Annotated in this window: 15 protein-coding genes and 1 pseudogene; 6 read left to right on the top strand and 10 right to left on the bottom strand. The window is 60.0% G+C overall.

Annotated elements, in window-relative coordinates; translation table 11 throughout:
* Positions 1-134: 134 nt before the first annotated feature.
* The 4 genes and pseudogenes from J3Q04_RS05505 to J3Q04_RS05490 form a co-directional block, all read right to left on the bottom strand.
* A pseudogene (locus J3Q04_RS05505) lies at positions 135-499 on the bottom strand (glycosyltransferase); the annotation flags it as partial.
* A complete protein-coding gene (locus J3Q04_RS05500) occupies positions 496-882 on the bottom strand; it encodes a GtrA family protein (RefSeq protein ID WP_434607539.1) in 387 nt (128 codons plus the stop codon). The gene J3Q04_RS05500 and the pseudogene J3Q04_RS05505, both read right to left, overlap by 4 nt.
* On the bottom strand, positions 879-1,244 hold the full coding sequence (locus tag J3Q04_RS05495; RefSeq protein WP_434607541.1) for a GtrA family protein: 366 nt from the start codon (positions 1,242-1,244) through the stop codon (positions 879-881). Before J3Q04_RS05495 ends, J3Q04_RS05500 begins: the two co-directional genes overlap by 4 nt.
* Before the next feature lie 172 nt (positions 1,245-1,416).
* Complete coding sequence (locus tag J3Q04_RS05490; protein ID WP_420765336.1) at positions 1,417-2,838, bottom strand: amino acid permease; 1,422 nt, start codon at positions 2,836-2,838, stop codon at positions 1,417-1,419.
* Positions 2,839-3,397: 559 nt separating this feature from the next.
* Between J3Q04_RS05490 and J3Q04_RS05485 the strand changes: the two genes are divergently transcribed.
* Both J3Q04_RS05485 and J3Q04_RS05480 read left to right on the top strand, forming a co-directional pair.
* The gene (locus J3Q04_RS05485) at positions 3,398-3,859 is read left to right on the top strand and encodes an REP-associated tyrosine transposase (RefSeq protein ID WP_420765337.1); all 462 of its coding nucleotides are present in this window, start codon (positions 3,398-3,400) and stop codon (positions 3,857-3,859) included.
* Positions 3,860-4,007: 148 nt separating this feature from the next.
* A complete protein-coding gene (locus J3Q04_RS05480) occupies positions 4,008-7,115 on the top strand; it encodes a transglycosylase domain-containing protein (protein WP_434607544.1) in 3,108 nt (1,035 codons plus the stop codon).
* 45 nt (positions 7,116-7,160) lie between these two features.
* Here J3Q04_RS05480 and J3Q04_RS05475 read toward each other — a convergent pair whose 3' ends face one another.
* The 5 genes from J3Q04_RS05475 to J3Q04_RS05455 all read right to left on the bottom strand — a co-directional run bounded on the left by J3Q04_RS05475 (position 7,161) and on the right by J3Q04_RS05455 (position 12,942).
* Positions 7,161-7,643, bottom strand: a complete 483-nt coding sequence (locus tag J3Q04_RS05475; RefSeq protein ID WP_434607546.1) for a CS1 type fimbrial major subunit — start codon at positions 7,641-7,643, stop codon at positions 7,161-7,163.
* Between the two features lie 32 nt (positions 7,644-7,675).
* The gene (locus tag J3Q04_RS05470) at positions 7,676-8,419 is read right to left on the bottom strand and encodes a molecular chaperone (RefSeq protein WP_434607548.1); all 744 of its coding nucleotides are present in this window, start codon (positions 8,417-8,419) and stop codon (positions 7,676-7,678) included.
* Between the two features lie 59 nt (positions 8,420-8,478).
* Entirely contained in the window at positions 8,479-9,714 is a 1,236-nt protein-coding gene (locus J3Q04_RS05465; RefSeq protein ID WP_434607550.1) for a hypothetical protein, read from the bottom strand.
* Between the two features lie 77 nt (positions 9,715-9,791).
* On the bottom strand, positions 9,792-12,326 hold the full coding sequence (locus J3Q04_RS05460) for a CS1-pili formation C-terminal domain-containing protein (protein ID WP_434607552.1): 2,535 nt from the start codon (positions 12,324-12,326) through the stop codon (positions 9,792-9,794).
* A 124-nt stretch (positions 12,327-12,450) separates the two neighbouring features.
* A complete protein-coding gene (locus tag J3Q04_RS05455) occupies positions 12,451-12,942 on the bottom strand; it encodes a CS1 type fimbrial major subunit (protein ID WP_434607554.1) in 492 nt (163 codons plus the stop codon).
* Positions 12,943-13,361: 419 nt separating this feature from the next.
* Here J3Q04_RS05455 and J3Q04_RS05450 point away from each other — a divergent pair, with 419 nt between their 5' ends.
* The 4 genes from J3Q04_RS05450 (at position 13,362) to purT (ending at position 16,703) form a co-directional block, all read left to right on the top strand.
* A complete protein-coding gene (locus tag J3Q04_RS05450) occupies positions 13,362-13,931 on the top strand; it encodes a helix-turn-helix transcriptional regulator (RefSeq protein ID WP_434607556.1) in 570 nt (189 codons plus the stop codon).
* Between the two features lie 4 nt (positions 13,932-13,935).
* Positions 13,936-14,721 (top strand): siderophore-interacting protein, encoded by a 786-nt coding sequence (locus tag J3Q04_RS05445; protein ID WP_434560419.1) that lies wholly within the window; start codon positions 13,936-13,938, stop codon positions 14,719-14,721.
* Between the two features lie 240 nt (positions 14,722-14,961).
* Positions 14,962-15,429, top strand: a complete 468-nt coding sequence (locus J3Q04_RS05440; RefSeq protein WP_434607558.1) for a preQ0 transporter — start codon at positions 14,962-14,964, stop codon at positions 15,427-15,429.
* 92 nt (positions 15,430-15,521) lie between these two features.
* A complete protein-coding gene (gene purT, locus J3Q04_RS05435) occupies positions 15,522-16,703 on the top strand; it encodes a formate-dependent phosphoribosylglycinamide formyltransferase (RefSeq protein ID WP_434560421.1) in 1,182 nt (393 codons plus the stop codon).
* 295 nt (positions 16,704-16,998) lie between these two features.
* Here the strand turns inward: purT and J3Q04_RS05430 are convergent, their stop codons facing one another.
* Complete coding sequence (locus tag J3Q04_RS05430; protein ID WP_434560423.1) at positions 16,999-19,413, bottom strand: glucose/quinate/shikimate family membrane-bound PQQ-dependent dehydrogenase; 2,415 nt, start codon at positions 19,411-19,413, stop codon at positions 16,999-17,001.
* Between the last annotated feature and the right edge of the window lie 18 nt (positions 19,414-19,431).

Below are 19,431 nucleotides of genomic sequence, written 5' to 3'. Positions count from 1 at the left end.
CCCTCGCCACGGGTGCATCGTTTTTCTCGAATGCCCCGCGTTCACGCCCTACCTGTAAGTTCTGACAGTAGACGTCACCTTCCATGCGATTGACCATCCACCCCAAATGGCTCACTCGTCACGGAAGGTGCTCATTCGGACGAGCGATCACGACGCTTGGCCAGCACCACTTCGGCGCCCTTTTCCCATTCGGCAACAAGCTCGGGAATAATCTCGATGGGGTCTCCATCGGAATAACCACGTCCCCGCTGGCGTGCTCAATCCCCGCAAACAGGGCGGGCTCCTTGCCGAAGTTTCGGGAAAAATTGATCAACACAACCAGGTTATCAACCAGCGCGATATCACGGACAAGCGCATCCGTCTGGTCAGTGCTGCCATCATTAATGAAGATGATTTCCACGCTATAACCGGCCAACGCCGGGTGCTGACGGACACTCTTGTAGAACAGTCCCAGGGTCTGCTCTTCATTGAACACCGGAACAATCAGCGAGATCTTCATGGACGTTGCCCACGAAACACCACGAACCGGGAGAGGAGAAATCCGAACACCAGACTCAGCAGCGAAAATACCGCCACCGTCAGCAATCCGTGGAGCCGCCAGCGGTCTCCCAGATAACCCACGACATAACTGAACGCTCCCATAACACACAGGAAAGTGACATAACCCGTTACCGATAGTTTGGCATCGAAGGTAAAGAGCGCATTGAGGTAATAGGAAAACGAAGCCGCCACGCAAAACGCAGCCAAATTACTGATCGACTGATCGAGACCGACCGCCACGCGCAGCACAAAGAATATTTGCCAATGAAGCAATGTATTGGCGAGGCCGACCAGTGAATAAGTAAAAAAAGTGCTCCATCTTGCTTTTCGGAATTCGTTCATGGCTGCTGAGAGGCACGAAGCGATTTGAACCGGAACAAGCTGTACCCCATCGCCAGGTTCAACAGGCAATAGAAAGCCACCGTCACCCATCCAGGCGAATACAGGGCGTCGCCCATCGAGCCGACCGCGTAACTCGAAATCCCCATCAGACCATTGCACAGCAGATAGCCGCGCCATGACTCCCCGGGCCGGAAGATGTAAAGCCCACTCACATAAAACGAAAACACCGCAGCCACGCCGAACGCAGCCAAGTTGCTAGTCGCCTGGACCAGTCCAACGGCGTCATGCAACAGAAAAAAAACCTGGCCATGGATCAGTCCATTGACCAGTGCGATAACCATCAACGCAGAAGACCCGTTCATCTTGGTACCTTGCCACTCCCCTATTGGCGTGCGTCCAAGCTAGGCGACGGTTCTGCGGCGGTCTACTGTCAGATCTTACAGGTCGAGCACCGATTTCGACGGACGGTCAGGCTCACGCACCAAAAAAACCCCGGTCGTCTGACCGGGGCTCTCGTTTATACCGTGCCTTATCTTACGACACCGAACGCACCGAACCCGGTGCCTCTGCTGTCGGCTGCAACTTGAAGGTGTAGAACAGCACCGTCAGCAACACCAGGAACGCCGGGCCGATATACAACGCCACGCGCGTATCGGGGAAGTACGCCATCAGGCCCACCACCAGCACCAGGAATGCCAGCGCAAGATAGGAGCTGACCGGGTACAGCCACATGCGATATTTCAGCGTGGCACGCTCGGAAGCGCTCAGGCCTTTGCGGAACTTGAGCTGGGCCAGCAGGATCATGACCCAGGTCCAGATCGCGCCGAAAGTGGCGATGGAGGTCACCCAGACGAAGACTTTTTCCGGCACCAGGTAGTTGAGCAGCACCCCCAGCAGCAAGGCGGCGATGGACAGCAGCAGTGCGCGGCGTGGTACGCCGTTGCTTGAGGTCTTGGCGAAGCCGGCCGGGGCCTGGCCATTTTGCGCCAGGCTGTAGAGCATGCGACCCGTGCTGAAGATTCCACCATTGCAGGACGACAGCGCGGCGGTGATCACCACGAAGTTGATGATGCCGGCGGCGGTCTTGATGCCCAGGCGCTCGAAGGTCATCACGAACGGGCTGCCCTGGGTGCCGATTTCGTTCCACGGATAGATCGACAGGATCACGAACAACGCGCCGACGTAGAACAGCAGGATCCGCCAGAACACCGAGCCGATGGCGTTGGGGATGGTTTTCTGTGGGTTGCGTGCTTCACCGGCGGTCAGGCCGATCATTTCCACGCCCAGGTAGGCGAACATGACCATTTGCAGGGACATCAACACGCCGGACACGCCGTTGGGCATGAAACCGCCGTGGGTCCACAGATTGGAAATACCCAGTGCCACGCCGTCGTTGCCGAAACCGAAGGCGATGATGCCGACGCCGCCGATGACCATGGCGATGATGGTCACGATCTTGATCAGGGCGAACCAGAATTCGAATTCACCGAAGGCCTTGACCGCGATCAGGTTGATCGAGCCCATGCTGACCAATGCGGCCAGGGCCCAGATCCAGCGGGGCACGTCGGGGAACCAGATGCCCATGTACACCGCCACCGCGGTGATCTCGGCCACGCAGGTCACCAGCCACAGGAACCAGTAGTTCCAACCGGTCAGGAAACCGGCGAGCGGGCCGAGGTAATCCTGGGCGTAGCGGCTGAACGAACCGGCCACCGGGTTGTGCACGGCCATTTCGCCGAGGGCGCGCATGATCACCAGAATCGCCAGGCCACCGATGATGTAGGACAGCATGATCGCCGGCCCGGCCATCTCGATCGCCTTGGCCGAACCTAGGAACAGCCCGACACCGATGCAGGCGCCAAGCGCCATCAAGCGGATATGCCGCTCGCCGAGCTCACGTTTGAGCGGACCACCCTGCGCGGTCTCGCCATGGGGCAGAGGATTGCCGACTGGCATAGGGATACAACCTCGTCTTGTTATTGGATTGACCACCGAGTCTCCAAAGCCGCGGGCGGATGGGCCTGCGGGCATTGCCGAAACCGGGCCTGCCTTGTGGGCAGACCGTCCTGTAGGAAAATTCCTCAAGATCAGCGGGTCGTGCAGTATAAAAAGCTCGGATCAGAAAGTTTCACTATAAAAGCAGGTTAATTCAGGTAGTTCCTCAGCCGAAAATGACTTTCTGGAGAGGCATTATCTGAGCTGACGATCTTTGAGAAGCTGCGCCGAGTATTGCACAGTGATGGTGCAGCGTCATGCGCTGGCATGGGTCGATGGCTCTGGTTCAAGGCTTTCAGACCCAACCAGCCCGTGGCGAGGGAGCTTGCTCCCGCTGGGGGGCGAAGCCGCCCTCGCTTTTCAGCTTTCAACTGCAGGCGGCCGCTGCGCGACCGAGCGGGAGCAAGCTCCCTCGCCACGATGACTACGTTGTTTTCGGAAAAGTCGTTCAACCATCAACGCGCCGGGTCGGAACAAGCACGGCTACCGTTACGGTTAACTCAGCCAAAGGAAGCACGGAATGCATCCTCTACGTCCAAACTCTCATCGGCTACGTCATGGACGTTCATCAGAACCGGGGCGAGGTTATCTTGTCACCACGGTAATCCACCGACGCGTACCTATCTTCAAAGATTTTCAGCTAGGCCGTTTGCTGGTTGCAGAAATGCGTCTGGCTCATGAGCGATATCAGGTCAATTCGCTTGCCTGGGTTGTGATGCCGGACCACCTTCATTGGTTGGTGCAGCTGGAACAACCTCGACTGTCTGAAGTGATGCAAGGGGTCAAGTCTCGCAGCACCCTTGCGATCAATCGAGCCATGGGCCGGACGGGCGCCATCTGGCAAAACGGGTTCCACGACAGGGCAATCCGCGACAATCAGGATTTGCAGCCCTGCGCTCGCTACATTATCGCCAACCCCCTTCGCGCTGGCCTGGTAGATCGCATTGGCGATTACCCGCTCTGGGATGTCATTTGGCTCTGAGTGCTTTTGTGGCGAGGGAGCAAGCTCCCTCGCCACAGGAACCTCAGCGCTCATGATTTCGGTGTCCACAATTTCCCCTCCCCCCACGCCAACCACCGTCTAAGCTTCAAGCAAGTCCGATCAATCTGCGTGAATGGATCAATCGACTATGGGCGCTTTGTGGCAAACCGATTCGAATAAACCTGTGGCCCCGACTGAACGTATGGAAGAAGCGCCTTTACCCAAAAAAACTCGCCGCGCCCGGCATGGCTGGCGGGCGTTCTGGTTGTTGTTGCTGATTATCGTGGTGGTGGTCGGCCTGGCCGTGGCCAAGGAGATGCGCACGTCCCGGTTCCAGGCCCAGGAGCTCAGCAAATACGCGGCGTCCCTGACCTATGCGGTGCAACCCGGCCCCAGCGACGCCATTGTCTACCCCGGTGCGGGCCCGTTCGATCAGCGATTGGGCTACAGCTCTCTGGGGGAATTCCTGCCTCGTTTGCTCAAGCGTGACTACGTGATCGAGGCCCAGGCGCGTTTTTCTCCGGCCTTGATGGACTATGTCGACAAAGGCCTGTTCGTGCCCTACGCGGAAAAGATCCAGGCTGGCTTGACCATTACCGATTGCCGCGCCGCGCCGGTCTATCAGTTCAAGTATCCGCAACAGCTTTACGCCAGTTTCGATGACATTCCTCCGGTCGTGGTGCAAAGCCTTTTGTTCATCGAGAACCGCTTCCTGCTCGACCCCAAGCAACCATTGGCCAACCCCGCGGTGGACTGGCCACGCTTCGGCATGGCGGCGTGGTCCCAGGTCGCCAAATTGTTGAGCCTGCCAGGGCAATCCGCCGGCGGCAGCACGCTCGCGACGCAGTTGGAGAAATACCGGCATTCCCCCGAGGGCCTGACCGTGTCGGGCGCGGAGAAGATCCGTCAGATGATTTCCGCTAGCGTGCGCGCCTATCAGGCCGGCCCGCAAACCCTCGAGGCCCGCCAACGGGTCATTCGTGACTACCTTAACAGCGTGCCGCTTTCCGCCGTGCCGGGGCATGGCGAGGTCCACGGCATGGCGGAAGGGCTGAGGGTCTGGTATGGCGCGGATTTCAGACGGGCCAACGAACGGTTGTCCAGCACCGCCACCGACCCCAAGAGCCTTGCGGAAAAAGGCCTGGCCCTGCGGGAAATGTTGTCGTTGATGATCGCCCAGCGACGCCCGTCGCACTATCTCTCGAAGGGGCACGACGAACTCGCCCGTCTCACCGACAGCCACATCCGGCTGCTGGCCCAGAACGGCGTGATCGATGCCGCGCTGGCAGATGCCGCACTGGCCAGTAAGGTCAGCTACCGCGATTGGGTCCAGGACCCGACCGTCCAGCCTATCGAAACCAACAAGGGCATCAGTGCCGCCCGCAGTCGCATCGCCGCGCTGCTCAATCGTCCGCTGTACGACCTCGATCGCCTCGACCTCTCCGCCACCAGCACGTTGCAAAGCGATTTGCAGGCCCAGGCCACCGAGTACCTCAAGCGATTGGCCGACCCGGCATTCGCCGCCGAGATCGGCCTGATGGGAGAACGCCTGTTGACCCCCACCAGCACCACGCAGGTGCGCTACAGCTTCACCTTGCTGGAACTGACCCCGGACGGCTCGCGAGTGCGGATCCAGACCGACAGCACCGACCAACCCTTCGACATCAATGAGGGCAGCAAACTGGAACTGGGCTCCACCGCCAAGTTGCGGGTGCTGACCACGTACTTGCAGATCATCGCCGAACTCCACGAGCGTTATGCGCAACAGGCCCCGACTATCCTGAAGAAAACCGAGATTACCGACCAGGACCGCCTGTCCCGCTGGGCCGTGGACTACCTGATCGAAAACACCGACCGCAGCCTGCCGAAAATGCTCGAAGCGGCGCTGGACCGCACGTATTCAGCCAGCCCCGGCGAGGCGTTTTTCACCGGCGGCGGGCTGCACACTTTTCATAACTTTCGCAAGGAGGACGACGGTCGCAACCCCACGCTGCGCGACGCCTTGCGCGAATCCATCAACCTGCCTTTCATTCGCCTGATGCGCGACCTGGTGCGCTACGCCACCTACGCCGGCCCGAATAACAGTTCCGAACTGCTCAAGGACGACAAAGACCCGCGTCGCCAGGAATACCTGGCCCAGTTTGCTGATCGTGAAGGCACTTCGTTCCTGCTCAGGTTCTGGAAGAAGTACCAGAAAAAGGACACCGGCCAGCGCCTCGAGACCTTCCTCGACGGCATGCGCCCCACCGCCATCCGCCTGGCCGCCGTACACCGCTATTTCTTTCCCAGCGACAGCCAGGAAAGCTTCAACCGCTTCGTGCGCGCTCATTTGAAGTCGGCCAAGAGTGCTGAAAAACTCACCGATGAACGCCTGGAACGGCTCTACCAGAGCTACGGCCCCGGCGCCTATGACTTGCCGGACCAAGGCTTCATCGCCAAGGTCCATCCGCTGGACCTGTGGCTGATGGGCTATCTGTTGAACAACCCCGACGCTAAGTTCAGCCAGATCGTCAAGGCCAGCCGGTTCGAGCGCCAGGAAGTCTATAGCTGGTTATTCAAAAGCCGGCACAAGAGCGCCCGGGACAGCCGTATCCGCACCATGCTCGAAATCGAAGCGTTCCTGGATATTCACCAACGCTGGCAGAAGGTCGGCTACCCGTTCGACCATCTCGTGCCGTCCCTTGCCACCGCGATCGGCAGCTCTGGGGATCGCCCCGCCGCGCTTGCGGAGCTGGTGGGGACGATTCTCAACGACGGCGTCCGCCAGCCTGCGCTGCGGGTCGACAGACTGCAGTTCGCCGTCGACACGCCCTATGAAACGCGAGTGGTCAGCGACCCGGACAACGGCAAGCGCGTGATGCCGCTCGAAGTGGCCCGTGCGTTGCGCGGTGCATTATCCCAAGTGGTGGATGCCGGCACCGCGAAACGGGTGGCTGGAAGCTTCAAACTGGCCGATGGCACGCCACTGGCCATGGGCGGCAAGACGGGCACCGGCGACAACCGTATCGAAGCCGTCGGCTCCGGTGGACGGGTCATCAGCTCCAAATCCATCAACCGCACCGCGACGTTCGTGTTCTACATCGGTGACAGCCATTTCGGCACGCTCACCGCTTACGTACCCGGCGTGTCGGCGCAGAACTTCAAGTTCACCTCCGCCTTGCCGGTCCAGGTGCTCAAAGGCATGGCGCCGTTTCTCTCGCCGTACTTGCAACCGGGCACGCATACCCAGTGCCAGCCGTTGGTGACGAGCCGTTAGGCCAGGACGCCATACCACACGGTGTCCCCGTCATTGAGCTGCGCTCTACGGCGCAAGGGCCTCGAACACAATATTGACAGTGCCGTGGTACTGGCCAGGCCTATAACCACCGTCCGGCTTGATGGCGGCGATGTCCAGGTCTACTTGCAACCAACCGCCCGCTTCGGAGGCTGTCGCCACCTGTTGGGTCTGAAGATTCAACTGCACGTTATGGAACATCACACGCAGGTCAATGCGCTCGTGACCGTTGGACAGGTATGCCGGCTCCGCAAGGCGGGCGCCAACGGCGCCGTTAGTGTTCTTTACTCGATAATGCTTCGACAGCGCTCCTAGCTCTCCGGTGATGGAATTGTAGGGCAGCCTCTGTTCCAAGTGGATCCAGCCCGTCTGAACCGGATGCACATAGAAGCTACGCGTCGGGATGACGACGGAAACCTCAAAGGTTTCCCGTTCAACCGCTCCCCAAGCCGTAAAACTTGAGACCATCAAAAAAATGGAAAGGAGCGTACGTGCCAATGTCTCGGACATAATGATTACCTGTGGCGAACGGCGTCGAGCCATCAGCCCTTGATCTCGATTTCTTTCTGTTGATCACCCTCGATCAGGGTGAAGCGGTATTCACGCCCTGGCTGCTTGTCGATGGAGAATGTCTTCCCGGCCATGACGTGATGCTTGAGGGTCGGCTCGCAGTCGTTCGTTTTTTGGACCGAACAGTCCTTGAACTCGTCGATCACCACCACGCTGTTGCCGTTATTGCGCAACGAATAGCGACTGCCGGTGTGATCGATGACGGTCTCGAAACGGGTGTCCTTGGGGCGAACGAAAAACACCGTGCCGTAGCCGGCCAGGACCTTGACGCCGGCCGCCATGCGTTCTTGTTTATATTCCTCGCGCTCCTCGGCGCTGATGGCGAACTCATCCTCGGCCTCGGGCACCACCGGCACGAAACGCAGCCGGAAGTAGCGTTCCTCGCTCCGATCGCCCATGAACAACAAGCGGGTGCCCTGCACGCCATTGGCCGGCACGATCAGGCGCGCCGGGCTCGCCATCAGGCCATCACGGGCGATGACACCGGCCTGGTTCTCAACGGGCACTTCTTGATAGCTGCCGTCGTCGTTGTAAATAATTTCCAGGACACTGACCTTGACGAATGCAGTAGACGTCCCGCCGTTGAACACCCGTTTCATGTAGGTGCTCTTGTCGCCCTGAAGATAGTCATAGACCACGCCGACACTGATCTGCGGCCCAGCCACGGCCACGCTGCAAAACATCGAGAGCCCGACCCATGCCAATAAATGCTTCATTACTTCTTAACCTCATGTATTAAACGCAACTCACCGAATACTGCCGGTAGTCGGGCTATTTAAATTTCTGAATTCCATATCACCGTGACGGTGCCGGCATACGTACCAGGGCCCCGATCGATCATGTTCGCGAAGTTGGCGCTGTTGATAACAAAGTGCAGAGTTCCGGGTTTACGATCGACAAACCTATCCACGGAAATTTTTTGATTATTCGTCCCCGAAAACAGACGTATACGGTTGATCGGTTGGCCGGTGCTATTGGTAAAACCGTCAGGTAGCGTCATATAGATATACACCGGGACAGTAGAAATGCCTGGGCGGTCTATCCCGCAATCACCGTTCATGTTGTACTGGCACTCAAGATTCACCGTGAAAGGTGAAGACGCCGAGATAAGGAATGTCTGGTCTCGAAACAATTCGGTCGGCTTGACTCCGCTGTCCAGCCAGGCTTGCCAGCCCTGCCGTGGTTCCAGCACAACCCGGTTTCCGCCCGGTGGCACTTCAATCTTGAGAACATGCTCGACATCCAGTGTGAAATTGACGGTCAGCACCGGATCATTGGGGATCACCACATCACCGAAATCGAAATCCTGCCCCGGCCCCAGGGTTAACGTAAGCGAGCCCTGGTAACGGCCGCCGGCCATTCCGATGGGGTTGGGGGTACGCAGCTCATAGGCAAGACTTAAAGCCGCGAACTCGAACCGATTAATCGAATATCGGGCCGGTTTGGCACATGTGGCTTCTGTCGGGGTTTTCCAGAAGAACCACAAGGGGGACGGATGGAACCCGCTCCCGTTCGGCGTGATGCAGGGCGAAGGTGCGTCCCGCCAAGTAGAGCCAAAAATCATCTGGACGGCGGTAGACTCGTCAACGCCGCCACCCACTATCTCGCTCGCCCGGGGAGTGAGCCCAACGCCTGCGCCTAATCCGACCACGCGGAATTGAAGGTTCTCTGTATGGCCTGTACCGGCGTGGGTGACCTGCACCGTACGCCAGATGGCCGGTGCTTTAACCATCGGACCTTGCCGGGGATTTTGATGGTTGGCTTGAATAGGCCCGCCTGAAGCCACACCGGCCCACCCCAGGCTGAAGATACCCGCCGACTCGCAGTACGCGGGAAATTGCGCGCAATAGCCGCTGTTTCGCGTGGTGTTGACGAACGTATTCTCGTTGGGTTTCCCGCTATCCGCCCTGAATTGCGCGGTGATGTCCAGCGTGGCGGCATGAACAAGCGGCAGGCCGGCCAACCAGGCCACCGCAGCCGCGCCGCTTGCCAGTCTCCTTAAAAACTTCATCTATACAACCTCATGCATCAAAGCGAATCGTTGCGAGCCATCGCGGGAAAGCAGCGCAATCCCAGCATTCAAGCGGCTCATGAAGGCCGTTTGGCCGCGCCGGCATCGGTAATCGTGGTATCGGCCAAGGTGTCCGGCGTACAACGCAAGTCACCGATCATCAGCACATCCCCCTCGTCGCTGGCGTTGTTCGGATCGAAACGGAACTGGCAGAGCAACTGGTTGCCGTGGCGCACTTCCAGCGTCGGCGAGCCGGCATTCATTTCCATGGAGAAGAACCCGTCCACCTCGCTCACCCCGCGGCTGGCATGGTTGATGACGTGGTGGCCCTTGAGCGGTTGCCCCTGTTCGTCGAGCAAGCGACCGAGCACGGTCACGGTTCTCATCACGCTGATCCGGCGATAATCCACACCGCCCTTGTTCAGGTGATAACGGGTGCGCGACGGCGCGATGTTCGCCGCCGGGGGATGCACGCCGTCGAAGTCGAAGGTCACCATGCTGTTCTGATAGGCGGTGATCGGCACAAAATTTCGGCCTGGATGCAACACGGTGCTGCCACCGGTCAAGTCATCGGCGCGCAGGACAACGTGGTCCAGGTCGGTTTCCACGTCGACGATCATCCCCGCGCCGCGCCCCTGGGGCTCGCCGGTGAATGCGGCCTTGCTGCCGCCGACGGCCACGGTGCTGCTCAGGTTCAAGCCACCGGCCAGGTTGTCGTTATAGGACGAGCGCTGGACGAACCCGTCGCCGTAAAGAGAGTCGGTCTGGAAACTGGCGAGACCGGACAGGCCCACGCCATAGGTGTCAGCCAGCACCGTGCCGGAGACACTTTGCAAGACGTGGTCCTCCAGGCTGCGCCGATAGGACAGCGAGGCATTGTTGTCCCGCTCGCCGTCGCGCGAAGTGCGGGTGCCCACGCTGCCCGACCAGTACTCGCCCCGCCCGCCCAGCGCAACGCTGACACTTAGGTCGATGCCACGATTACGTTTGTCGCCAGTGCTCGACGTCCCGGGGCGGTCAAACACCGAAAAACGCCAGTTGGCGTCGCTGCCACGCAGCTTGCCGCGCTGGGTCCAGCCCAAGTCAAGGCCCGTACCCTGGACATTGCCTTCGCTGTAAGCGATCCGGCCATTTAACGAGCTCTTGTTGCTCAGCCGATGATTGACCGACAACGAAGAGTTGCTGGTCTGGCCGATGAACACATTGCGCTGGCGGATACGGGTGCCGTCGGGCAAGGTCTCGTAGGTTTTGCGGGTATCCAGCCAACTGCGGTTGTGGCTGGCGACCACGCTGCCATTGCCGTAACTGTACAAGCCCTGCACATCCATTCCGGTGCCGTACTGCTGGGTCTGATAGACATTGGCGTACAGGCTGGTGCTACTGCCCAGGGTCCAGTCCACCGACGTGCCGACTTGCAATTTATCCTGCACCTGGCGCGTGGAGGCGCCCAGGATCACCCGGGGATGGAGCAAGTAATTGAGCCCTAGCCCCGCGGTGTTGAAACCCGAGGGCTGGTCTTCCCAGTTGCTCCACAGCCGGGTCTCGCGTCCGGCGAACAGGTTGTAGCGCCAGCGGTCCTCGACATTGGTCCAGTTGTTGGGCTTGTAGACCAGCTCCTGGCTGGTGGCGGTGGTTTGCCCGTCCTCGACCAGACGGACTTCCACTTCATAAATCCCGCCGGGCAAGGACCGGGTGTCGAGGCTCTGCAAGCCAGCGCCGACCGCTTGGGTGTTGATCAACAGGCCGTTGCGATAGATCTCCACCGATGCCTGACGACTGGCGGTGACGTAAATGGGGTAGACACTGGGCTTGGGATTGTCGATGGCCAGGCTGTCGGAGCTGCCATACATCACGCCCAGCGCGGTGTCGGGGTTGGCGCCGAACGCGCGAATCTGGCGATTTAAGCCATCGGAGCCGGGGGTGAAATAACCCAGGCGAAAAAAACTGCCTTCCAGCTCTCGCTGGGTATAAAGCTCGTGGACGGCGTGGTACAGCTTGTCGTCCGGGCCACCAAGACGAGACAGCTGGAGGTCGAGCGATTGGCTCCAGTTACCGATACTGGAACTGGCGTTGAGGCCATAACGCCCACCGGTGTCCTGTTCCTGGCCGCCATTGATATTGAGTTGGTTATTTAAGATCAGCCCGAAGCTACCGTCTTGCGGTTGATCGTAATAACGCTTGGTTTCGCTGGTTCGCTCCACGTCTCGGGTGAGGATCGAGACCAAGGAGTTTTCAAGACTATAATGCACGGCGAGCAACCCAGATGCGCAGTTGGCTTCGCATGCGCCCAGCGGCTGCCCTTGCTTGAGTAATTGCTCCCATTGATCACGCTCGACCGGTTTTATCAGGCTGTCCTGGGTGTCGGTGAATTCGAGCAGGGTGACCCGATCATCCCGAGTCAAGACCACCATGGCTTCACCGAGATAGTGTTGATTGAGTTCAACACGAACCGCCAAGGGCACGTCAAAGAAATGCGATTCGAACTCCGCCGGCAGTCCCTTGGCCTGGGATAACAGACTTGTCGGCGTCGTACCGGGGGCAGTCGGCGCGGCCAATGCGGTCGCGCACAACAATAGCGCGAGCGCACCCGCGATGGGTGTCATCGAAAACATCAACGGACTCTCATAATCAACGAGTGATCAGGGCGTTTCAGGTACAGGCCGGTCGGTTGGGGAGGACCGGCCGGCCTGCGGTCATGCCATGGAATGGATGAGTTCCATCAGGCACTGAGTGGCATCAACGCGGAGCGCGAGGTACCGCATCGAAGATGACCGTCATGTCAGCGACGTACCGGCCAGTCTGGTTGGCCAAGGGCTTGGCCGCGGAGATAAGCATGTCAGCTGCGGTACCCCCGTTCGACGATGCGTCGTCCACCACTTCTTGAGGCGTGGCGGTCAAAGTGACACCGTTGAATGTGGTGGTCAGGGCGATGTCGTTGCTGCCATTGGAGAGCGACTGCGGACCGCCGTCGATGTAGGCATGGACCGAACCATCGGTGTTCTTCACGTCGAAAACCTGTCGCAATGGATTCAAGGTGCTGCTCGCCGGGTTGTAGCCCATGTATTCGTCCTTACCGAAGTTTGGGTTGCGCGGCAGGACGTGGAACGAATTGGTCGGGATGTCCGCAGTGATATGGATGGCCGAGCGCGCATCATCAGCAGCGAATGCCAACGACGAACTCAGCGCGGCGGCAGTCAGGGAGGCAGCGGTTACGAATTGCTTAAGCATGTTGTTAACACCTGTTCTTAGCATAAAGAGAATGGTTGCAACGGCAGACAAAGAGCAACTTTGCCTGCCTGTCCAACGCCGAGCATGATGGACTCTCTTCAACTAAAAAAAAGCAGGGCATTTCCCACAAACTTGTAATAAATCCGGCAAACGCAACAGGGAAAAAAACGCAAAAATCTATAAAAAACAAGTTCATCTGTCAGAAACAGACCACAATCCGGACCTACACCCTTTTTGTCATGGCAAAAGCCTATTAGCGCTCCCGTGCGCATTGAGCATTGCTGTAAGGTCCGCTCCTGAGAACAACTTATCCTTCTCGCCGACAAGATATATCTTAGTTCCAGAAACTTAACAAGACGAAAGATATATCTTTGTCCGAGATATATCTTTTTTATTTATATGCAGAACGGAGACAGCATATGAAGAACCTCTATTCTCACCCCACTCCCGCCTTCGAACTAGAATACGACCGTTTCGAACCGCGCCCGACCGCCTCGCGAGGCAACCGGGCCCCACGGGTCTTCGCCTCGGGTGATTTAAAAGTGTTGCTGCTGGCGCTGATTGCCGAACAGCCTTGCCACGGCTATGACCTGATCCGCCGGATCGAGCACCTGTTCGAGGGCGCCTACAGCCCCAGCCCGGGCGTGGTCTACCCGACCCTCACCTTTCTGGAAATGAACGCTTTGGTCAGCTGCAGCGTCGAAAATGGGAAAAAAAGCTACAGCGTGACCGATGCCGGACGTCTATCACTGGAGAACCAGGCCCAAGCGCTGGATGAAGTGCGCTCGCGCATCGAAATCAGCAAGCGCACATTGCGCGGCCATGACCGCCCCCCGGAAATCCGCGAAGCGGTGTATAACCTGCGGCATGCCCTGCAAACGCACCATGGCCGTTGGAGCCCTGATGAAATCCTGCGGGTACGCGACCTGCTCAACGACACCGCCAAAGCCATTGTCGACGGCCCTGGCAGTCCAACCGTTTCGGAGTAAAAGCATGACTGGAGTTGATCCAAACACCATCCACCGCGTCAGCCACGAGATCAAACGCCGCCGCCTGCAAGTGCTGCGCGTGGTCGACCTGACACCGCGCATGCGCCGCATTACCGTCGGCGGGCCGGAACTGGCCGGATTCGTCAGCCTGGGCACCGACGATCACATAAAACTGTTGTTCCCCCAGAACGCCGAGGAACACGCCGCCCTGGAAAACTTCGCGCCCGGTGCGGGCAAGGCGCAGGGTCCGATGCCAGAAATGCGCGACTACACCCCGCGCCGCTATGACCTAGACGCCCTGGAGCTGGACATCGATTTCGTGCTCCATGGCGACGGCCCCGCTTCGACCTGGGCGGCCCAGGCCGCGCCCGGCCAATACCTCAACATCGCCGGGCCACGGGGGTCGATGATTGTGCCGGACGTCTTCGACAGCTACCTGTTGATCGGCGACGAAACCGCCTTGCCCGCCATCGCTCGCCGTCTCGAAGGCCTTGCCCCCAACCGGAAGGCCTTGGTGGTGGTGGAAGTGGAAAATGGCGCCGAACAGCAGGTGCTCCACAGCCCCGCGCAGGTGCATGTGATCTGGGTATTGCGTGAGGGGCGCCAGGACAGCCTGCTACGCACCGTGCAGCAGTTGGAAATGCCCGGCGGCAAGCTGTACGCCTGGGTCGCGACCGAGAGCAAGGTGTCCCGGCAGATCCGTAAGGTATTGCTGGAAGAGAAAGGCCTGGACCAGGATTTTGTGAAGGCCGTGGGGTATTGGAAGCTGGATGACAGTGAGGAAGATTGAGGGATGGCTTGCTGCTGAAGTAACCTTCTGACACTAATGGCCCTTGTGGCGAGGGAGCTTGCTCCCGCTGGCTGCGCAGCAGCCCCCCAAAAAACAGTCACCTCGATCTATCTGATCCTCCGAGTTGTCAGGTTTTGGGTCTGCTTCGCAGCCCAGCGGGAGCAAGCTCCCTCGCCACAGGGGGCTTCGTTGTCCTTGAGGGTTCACCCGACATTCCATCCCCACCAGGTACCCGGTCCCATGCTTTTCCTGATCGCCTACATCGGCAGCGTCGTGCTGATCAACTTTGCATTTTCAGCCGCGCCGCACCTGGACATCATCTGGTCGGCCTGGGGGGGCCTGGTGTTTATCTTGCGGGACATGGTGCAGACCCGCTTCGGCCATGGCGCCATCGTGGCGATGCTGGTGGCGCTGGTGCTGTCCTACGTCACCTCCGACCCAACCATCGCCCTGGCCAGCGCCACGGCGTTTGCCGTCTCCGAGTGCATCGACTGGCTGGTGTTCACGGTCACCAAGCGTCCGCTGCATGACCGGTTGTGGATCAGTTCGGCACTGAGCATCCCTCTCGATACATTCATTTTCTTCGGCCTGATCGACGCCCTGAAGCCCGCCGTGATAATCACCGCGCTGCTCTCGAAATTCGCCGGGGTCACGGCCGTCTGGCTGATCATGGCCTGGCGTTTGCGCAAACAGGCCGTCGCCGGCTGACGCGGTTCATGTAAAATGCCGCGTTTTCTCCCCATGGGAAGCTCGCCCGGCGCGCGCCCCCGATGATCCGCTCCTGTTTTGAGGACCTTCAGATGACCCGTATCGGAACTCCATTGTCGCCCACCGCGACCCGCGTTTTGTTGTGTGGCAGCGGTGAGCTGGGCAAGGAAGTGGTAATCGAACTGCAGCGACTGGGCGTTGAAGTGATTGCCGTGGATCGCTACGCCAACGCGCCGGCGATGCAAGTGGCCCATCGCAGCCACGTGATCAACATGCTCGATGGCGCCGCCCTGCGTGCGGTGATCGAGGCCGAGAAGCCGCACTACATCGTGCCGGAGATCGAAGCCATCGCCACCGCCACCCTGGTGGAGCTGGAAGCCGAAGGTTTCACGGTGATTCCTACGGCCCGCGCCGCGCAACTGACCATGAACCGTGAAGGCATCCGTCGCCTGGCCGCCGAAGAGCTGGGCCTTCCGACTTCCCCGTATTTCTTCGCCGACACCGTGGAAGACTACCGCAAGGCCGTCGAGACCCTGGGTTTCCCCTGCGTGGTCAAGCCGGTGATGAGTTCCTCGGGCAAGGGCCAGAGCCTGCTGCGCGGCGTTGAAGACGTGCAGAAAGCCTGGGACTACGCTCAGGAAGGCGGCCGCGCTGGCAAGGGCCGGGTGATCATCGAAGGCTTCATCGATTTCGATTACGAAATCACCCTACTCACCGTGCGCCATGTCGGCGGCACCACGTTCTGCGCACCGGTCGGCCACCGTCAGGAAAAGGGCGACTACCAGGAATCCTGGCAACCACAGGCCATGAGCCCGGCGGCGCTGGCCGAATCCGAGCGCGTAGCCAAGGCAGTGACCGAGGCCCTGGGTGGCCGCGGCCTGTTTGGCGTCGAGCTGTTCATCAAGGGCGACCAAGTGTGGTTCAGCGAAGTCTCCCCGCGCCCCCACGATACCGGCCTGGTCACGCTGATCTCCCAGGACCTGTCTCAGTTCGCCCTGCACGCCCGGGCCATCCTCGGCCTGCCGATTCCGTTGATCCGCCAGTTCGGCCCATCGGCTTCGGCGGTAATCCTCGTGGAAGGCCAATCGACCCAGACCGCGTTTGCCAACCTCGGCGCCGCCCTGAGCGAGCCGGACACGGCGCTGCGTCTATTCGGCAAGCCGGAAGTCAACGGTCAGCGCCGCCTGGGCGTGGCCCTGGCCCGCGACGAATCCATCGAAGCCGCCCGCGCCAAGGCGACCCGGGCTTCCCAGGCCGTCAAGATCGAGTTGTAAAGCCCAGGGCTGAACACAGTCCTTGTGGTGAAGGGATTTATCTGTGGCGAGGGGATTTATCCCCGCTGGGTTGCGCAGCAGCCCTAAACCCAACAACTCGGGGTGTCAGGCAGATTGGGTTTGCTGCTTTGGGGCTGCTGCGCAGCCCAGCGGGGATAAATCCCCTCGCCACAAAAGCGTGTTGTGTTCACAAAGGCCAAGGCTTGGCGTGTTCACAAAAGCCAGCGTGAAATCGAGGGATTAAAAAAGGCGACACCCGCAAGGGTGTCGCCTTTTTCATGAGCGCCGGTAGGGCTTAATCCGGCAGTTTGTAGGCAATCACATAGTCACCCTGCTTGGTGCCCAGGGAACCGTGCCCCCCTGCAACGACCAGCACGTATTGCTTACCGTCCTTGCCGGTGTAGGTCATCGGCGTGGTCTGAGCGCCAGCAGGCAGGCGGCCTTCCCACAATTGCTTGCCGTTCTTCACGTCATAAGCGCGCAGGTACTGGTCAAGCGTGCCGCTGAGGAATGCCAGGCCACTGGCGGTGGTGAATGTGCCGCCCAGGCTTGGAACACCCATGCTCAGCGGGATCGGAACCGGCGAGCTGTCGCGCACCGTGCCGTTCTTGTGCATCCACAGGGTCTTGTTGTTGGTCAGGTCCACGGCCGCGACATAACCCCACGCAGGCGCCTGGCACGGCAGCCCCATGGGCGAGAGCAGCGCTTCGAGGATCACGCCATATGGCGCGCCTTTGTTTGGCTGCACGCCTTCGGTCTCGCTCTTGCGACCCGGGCCACCGGCCACTTCCGCCGCCGGTACCAACTTCGATTTGAACGCCATGTAGCTCGGGTTGACGAAGGCGATCTGGCGCACCGGATCGACAGAAATGCCGCCCCAGTCGAACACACCGAAGTTGCCAGGATAAACAATCGAGCCCTGCAACGAAGGCGGTGTGAACATACCGTCATAGCGCAGCGACTTGAAGTCGATCCGGCACAGCATCTGGTCGAACGGCGTGACGCCCCACATGTCCCGCTCCTTGAGGACCGGCGGCACGAAGTTCAGGTCGGACATCGGCTGGGTCGGCGAGGTGAAGTCGCCTTCCACCGCGCCTTGGGGCACCGGGACCTCCTTGATCGGCACGATCGGCTGGCCGTTACTGCGGTCCAGCACGTAGATGCTGCCCTGCTTGGTCGATGCCAGCACAGCCGGCTTCACGCCATCGGCGGTTTTCATGTCCATCAGGGTCGGTTGACCACCAACGTCCATGTCCCACAGATCGTGGTGAGTGAACTGGAAGTACCAGCGCACCTTGCCGGTGGCGATGTCCAGGGCGGTCAGGCCAGCGGCGTATTTTTCCGATTCAGGGGTACGGAAACCACCAAACTGGTCGGGGGTCTGGTTGCCCATCGGCAGGTAAAGCATGCCGAGTTTTTCATCGACGCTGAACATGGACCACATGTTCGGCGAGTTGCGGGTGTAGGTCTGGCCTTCGGCAATCGGCGTGGTGTCGTCCGGGTTGCCGCTGTCCCAGTTCCACACCAGCTTGCCGGTGTGCACGTCATAGGCGCGGATCACGCCGCTTGGCTCGTCGGTGGAGACGTTATCGGTGACATGGCCGCCGATAACGACCAGATTCTGGGTGACCGCCGGTGGCGAAGTGGAGTAGTAACCGCCGGCCGTGAAACCACCGATGTTGGCGCTCAAGTCGACCTGGCCTTTGTCGCCGAAGTCTTCGCACATCTTGCCGGTATCGGCGTTGAGGGCGATCAGGCGGGTGTCGGCCGTCGGCAGGAAGATCCGCCGTGGGCAAACGGTGCTGGCCGGCGTAGTGCTGGCGGCGCCGGTCGGGCTCTGCTCGGCCGAGGCGTAGACGGCGTCATCGTGATAGCTCACGCCACGGCAGGTCATGTGGGCCCAGCCCTTGAAGTTTTCCGCGTTCTGCGTAGAAAGCTTCGGATCGAAGCGCCAGATTTCCTTGCCGGTTTCTGGCTCCAGAGCGATGACCTGGCTGTGGGGCGTGCACACATAAAGCATGCCGTTGACCTTCAGCGGGGTATTTTCCGCGGTGGTCTCGCCTGGGTCGTTCGGCCCTGGCAGGTCACCGGTGCGGAACGTCCAGGCTTCCTTCAGCTTGCTGACGTTTTCAGGGGTGATCTGCGCCAGTGGCGAATAACGGTCGCCATGGGCGCTGCGGCCGTAGGAGTTCCAATCCCCGTCCGGCATGGCCGGTGCGGTGTTGGTCACGCCCGGTACGCTGTCGCGGTCCAGTTGGCCCTTGATCTCACCAGGGTTGGTGAATTGGCTGGCGAGGGCGGCGATACCCGCGATGACAACGGCCGCACCCAGCGCTCGGGTGCCCATCGGCGATGCATCGGCGGTCAGCAACGGGCGCCGGAACCACGGCAGCAGCATGACGATGCCCAAGGCGAACAGCATGGCCAGGCGCGGCACCAATTGCCACCAATCCAGGCCCACTTCCCATAACGCCCACACCGTACTGGCGAATAAAACCAGCGCGTACATCCCCAGCGCTGCACGGCGCGCCAGAATCAGCAGTACACCAGTAATCGCCAGGCCGATGCCCGCCAGCAGATAATACAGCGAGCCGCCGAGCGTGCTCAGTTTGATCCCACCGGCCAACAAGGCCAGCCCCATCAATAGAAGCAGAATGCCGAGCAAGCTCGGTAGCAGACGGCTTCGACTCAAAGCACCCTCAGCGCTCATAGTGTGTATCTCCGTGAC

This window comes from Pseudomonas sp. D4-21 (assembly GCF_051132125.1).
Classification (GTDB): Bacteria; Pseudomonadota; Gammaproteobacteria; order Pseudomonadales; family Pseudomonadaceae; genus Aquipseudomonas.
Note: the sequence above shows the minus strand (reverse complement) of the source record. Positions and strands in the feature narration are given on the sequence as shown.